This is a genomic window from Acetomicrobium mobile (assembly GCF_937920065.1).
The window spans coordinates 1-3,551 of record NZ_CALETC010000055.1 but is presented as its reverse complement, the minus strand read 5'-3'; the positions used below and the strand labels follow the sequence as shown (position 1 = coordinate 3,551).

The following is a 3,551-nucleotide window of genomic DNA, read 5'->3' as shown; positions in this document are numbered from 1 at the left end:
GGGACACCTTTTGCGCCTTAAGCAGCCTCACTTCCTCTCCAAGTTTACTTGCAACGCCCACTCCATATTCGATCCTCGTGGGCAGCTCAAAACTAAACTCTTCTGTTATATTCGTCATCTTATCTCACCTTTTCGTCCCGATAATTGACACCTTAAACCTCACTGTTTTTAGATTATAACTCCAATTCCACCGTGGAATTTACCCGAACTGTAGCATAACTCTGGGGCTACAACAGCTCGGGTAAATTCCCGACCCTTTACCTCAACTACCTGATCGGGACAAACCCCGTATCGGTCACGATCTTCTGTCCCTCATCGCTCAAGACAAAGTTGATGAACCTCATCGTCTCTCCCGTTGGCCATCCTCGCGTAAACATGAAAAGATATCTCGAAATCGGGTACTCTCCGGTACGGGCCGTCTCTACGTTTGCCTCTATATTTTCCACACTTAAGCCTTTTAGGCTCTCGTTTAGATACCCTATCCCAATGTAACCAACGGCCGATTGATTTGTCGCGACTGCCTGTACAATTGCGCCATTTGAGGCCATGATCTGTGCTTTAGGCGTTACTTTGTCGCCCTTCATGACCTTTTCTTCCCATACTTCGTACGTACCCGAGCTAGTATCCCTCGTTACCAAACGCACCAAGGATCAAAATTATGGCAACTAACGACACCAGCAATTTTTTCATCATTATTTACCCCTCCAATTTTTATTTTTAACTTTCAAACGAATGATAACAAATGAAAGTAACAGACCTATCGATATGAAGTAACAAAATCGTCACATAGGGAAAACCGACATTACTGAGGGGATGACACTATAAAAAGGCAGAGATTTTGTCTCTGCCTTTTTATGCGCAATTTAAGCAGAAAAGGAGAAATATCAATATCAACAGAACAACCATACAAAGGGGGCCAATAAAAACACCGAAAGCACAGCCCTCATGAAGTATATAGCCGTAAGTTGCCAAAAATTCAAAGGTATTGAGGAGTTTAATATCAAAACTCCGATCTCGGTCATATAAATTATGCCGGTCGCAGATATGCAGGCACACATAAATTTGCCGGCAACAGTGGTGCAAGCCGCTCCAATAACTGCAGCCAAAAATTGATCGGCGTAGGCGAGGACAAATGCAGGTGCTACCTTGTATGCTTCGGGCATTTTAACCAATTCAAGCAACCAAGCGAAGGGCAAAGATATCCACTGGAATATGGGTGTATAAGTTGCGATGATGAGCACAATGGTCCCCCATGACACAACAAGCGGCATAGTGCTTACGACAAGAAAAGAAAAGGTTTGATAGCAAGTCTTGACTATTGTCCCAATTCCTTCTTTTTTTGCCCTCTCCACTGCGGAGGCCAAAGCCCATTCGCTCAATGAATACCCAGCAGGAATTTCCTTTTCAGGTATTCGTTGCCCAGACCTCCCCGAGTACGTATCCGGCATGTTTTTAAGCGGCCACATGCGTGGTGCCAATATGGCAAGGATTAAAGACACAACATAAATGGCAATCAAAATTTGAAAATACATATGGGGCAAACCGACAAAATCGGCCATTACATAAATATAGGCAACACTTATGACAGAAAAAGATGTAGCAATAATAGACGCTTCACGATCGCTGTAATACCCTGCGTCATGTAATCTTGTAGTAATTACGACACCCACGGAGTTGCTTCCAATCCACGATGCAAGGCAGTCGATGGCGGACCTCCCGGGAAGTTTAAAAAGAGGATTCATCAATGGACGAGCTAAAGTCCCGACGTATTCCATTAGCCCGAAGTCCGTTAGAAGCGAAACCGCAGCAGCCAAAACGCTAAAAATCACCAACAAAGAAGGAGCCAGCACCAATGCAGGCGTTCCTCCGGTATCCATGCTCCATATCGCTTCAGGCCCTATCTTATAAAAAATCATTATGAAAAATATCGCCCCCGCAACTCTGGAGACAATCCAAAGGGGGCCCACCACAAAGAGGTCCTTAAAAAATTGGTTTTTCATGATTGAACTCGGCTTTAAAAGCGTTGCATACAGCGTGATAAGTGCGCTTAGCACGACTAAAATCATCGCCGTGACCGTTAAAAACGGTTTAAAGGCTCCCTTAGCCCAATCGATTATGATCCCCAAAACAGTATTAAGAGTCCCATCTTGGGGAACGGGGACCAAGAAAAGGAAAATACCTAATAACGATGGGATCAAAAAACGCATAATTTCAGCAGTACTATACTTACGCTTTGACGCATCCATATACCAGCACCCCTAACTGTATTAAATTATAATTCCTTATAAACTATGATCCACACAATTTGCTCCAGGTCAAGCGGTAGGAGCAAATTGCGTAAATCCGAATCCAATGCACACAATAACCACACGCGTTCCGGTTTTACTAAAGGGCATCGCACTCAACAAATAAAGTTGCACATGATTGTTCTTTGTCTTGCCCTTAAACCTTGAGGGCAGTCAACCATACGATCATACTCTTTTTTTTCTAACTTTGTGTATGCCAAAAAACTACTCGGACAGGATTTATAAAAACCGCTAGGAGATGCAAAGGCCTCTCCTAGCTGTGCAGCTGCTTTAGATTTAATATTAACCTAAGGGCAATATAACCGCCACTACAATACTCCAATCACGGTCCCTTCACGGCGAGGATCGGCTCCACCGTAAATTTTGCCGCTTTCCAGGTCTATGACGATGCTCTGAACGCTACCTTGAACTGTGGGCTCTTCCTTGAATTTATGTCCGCGGGCTTCCAGCTCAATTCGTACTGATTTGGGTATTCCTCTTTCCCAACTTACATCTGGATATTTTGAGCTCATGAATCGCGGAGCATCGATGGCCCTCTGTATGCTCATACCATGATCCAGCAGGTTTGTGATCACTTCCAGCACCGATACGATGATGGTTGATCCGCCCGGTGAACCTACGCTAAAGGCCGGTTTCCCGCCTTTAAACACTATAGTCGGAGTCATGCTGCTTCGAGGACGTTTGTTCGGCTCTACTTGGTTGATACCACCGGGAGTAAAATCAAAATCGGTCATTTCGTTGTTGAGCATGAAGCCATACCCAGGCACCATCATTCCGCTGCCGAAGGCTTCTTCTATCGTTGTAGTGTAGGATACCATGTTGCCCCATTTATCCAACACAGTGAAATGGGTTGTCTCGCCCCTTTCGTCCGAGGCAGCAACAGTTTGAAAGGCCTTAGCCTGTTTGCGATCCTCATACTTCCATGGGTCCCCTGGTTGAACGTCTTGATTTGCAGCTTTCATGTCTATCAAGGCACGGCGTTCTTCGATATATTTGGGATTTAAATACCCCTTATACGGGATATCCACGAAGTCGCCGTCCGCCAAATATTTGCCGCGATCCGCATAGGCCAAATGCATGGTCTCTATCATCAGATGCATGGTATCGGCTTTGTATGGACCCATTGACTTTATATCGAAGCCTTCCAATATCTTAAGCATTTGCAGGAGAGTAAGCCCTCCAGAGCTAGGCGGGCACATGGTCACGATCTCATAACCGCGATAAGTGCCTCGCACGGGCTCCCGC

General features: G+C 45.2%; 3 protein-coding genes. All 3 read right to left on the bottom strand.

The features are described 5' to 3' along the window. Window positions 1-266: 266 nt before the first annotated feature. The gene (locus tag Q7P41_RS01960) at window positions 267-644 is read right to left on the bottom strand and encodes a substrate-binding domain-containing protein (RefSeq protein ID WP_303881725.1); all 378 of its coding nucleotides are present in this window, start codon (window positions 642-644) and stop codon (window positions 267-269) included. Window positions 645-890: 246 nt separating this feature from the next. Further along, window positions 891-2,246 carry a YjiH family protein gene (locus Q7P41_RS01955; protein WP_303881724.1) on the bottom strand — a complete coding sequence of 452 codons (1,356 nt, stop codon included), beginning with the start codon at window positions 2,244-2,246 and terminating at the stop codon, window positions 891-893. 368 nt (window positions 2,247-2,614) lie between these two features. After that, a partial coding sequence (locus Q7P41_RS01950; RefSeq protein WP_303881722.1) for a gamma-glutamyltransferase family protein occupies window positions 2,615-3,551 on the bottom strand: 937 nt, incomplete at its 5' end.

Bases quoted from the DNA above. Each gene is read 5' to 3' on its own strand.
- Q7P41_RS01955 (WP_303881724.1), bottom strand. From the start codon at position 2,246: ATGGATGCGTCAAAGCGTAAGTATAGTACTGCTGAAATTATGCGTTTT.